We start from the raw sequence: 2,914 nt of genomic DNA, 5'->3' as shown, positions 1-2,914 counted from the left end.
ACACCGCGACGCCCTCGGCGTCGTCCACGATCCCGGGCACCGCGACGCCGGCCGCGGCGGCAGGTTCGCCGTACTTCTCCGCGCCGGTGTCCCGCAGCTCGGCGGCGAAGTCGAGCACGGCGGCGACGACGGCCTCGGCGCCCGCCTCGCGCGGGGTCGCCCGGCGCGACTCGTGGAGCAGCGCGCCGTCCGCCCCGACGAGGGCGGCTTTCATGCCGGTGCCGCCCACATCCAGGGCGATGACGTGTCTCACGGGGACAGTCTCGCCCGTAAAGAGGCGAGAGGTCTAGTCCAGTCGCGATGACGCGTCCGGTTTCCCCCGGTATCCGGCTAAGTACCCCCGTGGACGCCCCCGACGCCGCCCGCGCCCCGCCCCACTGGCCGCCCCACTGGCCGCCCCACTGGCCGCCGTGCCGCACGCCCTACCGCAGGACGACGCTGCGCGTCAGGTTCCGCGGCCGGTCCGGGTCGTAGCCCTTCGCCTCCGCCACGGCCACCGCGAGCCGCTGCGCCCGTACCAGGTCCGCCATCGGGTCGAGCCCCCGCGCCGTCGACCCCGCGCTCAGGTGGCCGCCCACCCGGCCCACGTCCGCCGCCAGCCCCTCCGGCAGCTCGCCGAAGTGCCAGACCGCGCGGCCGGGGCCGGTGATCGCCATCGGCCCGTGCCGGTACTCCATCGCCGGGTAGCTCTCCGTCCACGCACCGGCCGCCTCGCGCATCTTCAGCGCCGCCTCCGCCGCGAGACCGCAGGTCCAGCCCCGGCCCAGGAACGTCCACTGCACCGCCGCCGCCAGTGCCGCCGGCAGCGGCTGCGTCACCGCCAACTCCGCGTCCACCGCCGCGTCGGTGACGGACTTCACACCCGCCGCCGGCTTCCCGTGCAGTTCGAGACCGGCGCGCAGCAGCGCCAGCGCCGTCGTCGCGAACCGGGTCTGCACCACCGACTCCTCGTCCGCGTACGCCAGCGTGACCAGCTCGTCCGCGGCCGAGGCGACCGGGGTCCCGGCGTCCGCCGTGAGCGCTGTGGTCGCCGTTCCGGCGGCCCCGTCCCGTACCGCCGCCAGCAGGTCCAGCACCTCGGTCGTCGTCCCGGACCGCGTGATCGCCACCATCCGGTCGTACCGCCGCCCGGCCGGGAACTCCGAGGCGGCGTAGGCGTCCGTGTGCCCCTGCCCCGCGGCCTCGCGCAGCGCGGCGTACGCCTGCGCCATGAACCACGACGTGCCGCAGCCGACCACCGCGACCCTCTCCCCGGGCCGCGGCAGTCCTGGGACGGTCTCCGCCTCCTGCCGGGCTCGGCGCCAGCAGCTCGGCTGGGTGGCTATCTCGGCGGCGGTGCGGGACGGTTCGGCGGCTGCCATGAGGTGCGGCTCCCTGGTTGTGCGCGGGTACGTTCGGCGCCACGCGCGTCGTTGCGATCGTGCGCGCTTTCGTGCTGTTCCGCGCGCGTTGATGTGCGGTTCAGCTCGCCGCCTCCCTATCAGCCCGGTACCCCGTGCGGCAATGGCAGGAAGGGGACGTGGTTACGGAAGTGATATCCATCTGGTGTAGACCTGGGAGGGGCGTTCCGGTCAGACTCGCCCCCTCAGATGATTCTGTACGAGGTGGGCTAAAGCTGTGCAGCGGCGTGGATTTCTGAAGGCGGCAGCCGGTGCCGCGGGAGCGGCGGCCCTACCGCTGAGCGCGTGCGGTGACGGCAGCGGCGGCGGCGATGTCACGCTGAAGCTGGTGGCCGCGGAGTACGGCACGGGCGAGTCCGACACCGCCCGGCGCTACTGGGAGCAGCTGGCGGCGAAGTTCTCCAACGACACCCCGGGCATCTCGGTCGACATCGAGATCATCCCGTGGGAGGACATCGACGCCAAGGTCGACAAGATGGTCAAGGACGGCAACCCGCCGGACATCGCGCAGATGGGCCCGTACGCGGAGTACAGCTCCCGCGACATGCTCTACAGCACCGACCAGCTGCTCTCCATCCCCACCCAGGCGAACTTCGTGCCCAGCCTCGCCGCCGCCGGCGAGGTCAACCGCGTCCAGTACGGCATGCCGTTCGTCTCCAGCTCGCGGCTGCTGTTCTACAACAAGTCGCTCTTCGAGGCGGCCGGCCTGGAGACGGACCCCGGGGACGCGCCCAAGGACTGGGACGAGCTGCTCGATGTCGCGCAGGCGCTCAAGGACACCGGCGTGAAGGTCCCGTACGCGCTCCCGCTCGGGCCCGAGGAGGCCCAGGGCGAGACGCTGATGTGGATGATCAGCGGCGGCGGCGCGTACACGGACGACGTCGGCAGCTACACGATCGACTCCGAGCAGAACATCCACACCTTCAACTGGATACGCGACAACCTCGTCGGCGCGGGCCTCACCTACGCCGCGCCGTCCGAGACCAACAGGCGTACCGCCTTCGCCGACTTCGTCAAGGGCGACGTCGGCATGATCTTCGGTCACCCCACGCTGATGCAGGACCTGCGGCGGGAGAAGGTCGACTTCGGCATCGCCCTGAAGCTGCCCGGCCGCGACGGGCCCTCGGAGTCGACGATGGGCGTCGCCGACTGGATCATGGCGTTCAAGGCCAACGGCCACCGCTCCGAGATCGGCAAGTTCCTCGACGTCCTCTTCGACGACACCAACGTGCTGAAGTTCGCGCAGCGCTACGACCTGCTGCCGACGACGATCTCCGGGGTCGAGAAGCTGAGCCAGGGCCGCCAGGACCTGCAGCCGTTCCTGGACCAGCTGCAGAGCGCCGTCTTCTACCCGGACAACAAGACGTCGTGGGCCCGGGTGAACGCGGAGCTGAAGAAGCAGATAGGCAAGGCGGCCGAGTCGGGCGGCGAGCCGCCGGAGCGGGTGCTGACGAACCTGCAGAGCATCGCGGAGTCGGCGTCCTCGACGGAGGAGTGACCGCCCGTACGGCCGC

3 protein-coding genes are annotated in these 2,914 nt (G+C 71.8%); 1 reads left to right on the top strand and 2 read right to left on the bottom strand.

The features are described 5' to 3' along the window. Together H5J30_RS25015 and H5J30_RS25010 are read right to left on the bottom strand one after the other, a co-directional pair. The coding region (locus H5J30_RS25015) for an ROK family protein (protein WP_181789618.1) at positions 1 to 253 on the bottom strand (253 nt) is incomplete at its 3' end. A gap of 169 nt (positions 254 to 422) precedes the next feature. After that, positions 423 to 1,361, bottom strand: a complete 939-nt coding sequence (locus H5J30_RS25010) for an SIS domain-containing protein (RefSeq protein WP_181789617.1) — start codon at positions 1,359 to 1,361, stop codon at positions 423 to 425. A 256-nt stretch (positions 1,362 to 1,617) separates the two neighbouring features. Between H5J30_RS25010 and H5J30_RS25005 the strand changes: the two genes are divergently transcribed. Next, complete coding sequence (locus H5J30_RS25005; RefSeq protein ID WP_181789616.1) at positions 1,618 to 2,898, top strand: ABC transporter substrate-binding protein; 1,281 nt, start codon at positions 1,618 to 1,620, stop codon at positions 2,896 to 2,898. The last annotated feature ends 16 nt before the right edge of the window (positions 2,899 to 2,914 follow it).

It is taken from the genome of Streptomyces phytophilus (assembly GCF_013870535.1).
Lineage (GTDB): Bacteria > Actinomycetota > Actinomycetes > Streptomycetales > Streptomycetaceae > Streptomyces > Streptomyces phytophilus.
The sequence above is the reverse complement of the archived record's forward strand: the minus strand, read 5'-3'. Positions and strand labels throughout refer to the sequence as shown.

What these genes read in the sequence shown, in the direction of transcription:
- H5J30_RS25010 (WP_181789617.1), bottom strand. Translation starts at nt 1,361, where the DNA reads ATGGCAGCCGCCGAACCGTCCCGCACCGCCGCCGAGATAGCCACCCAG.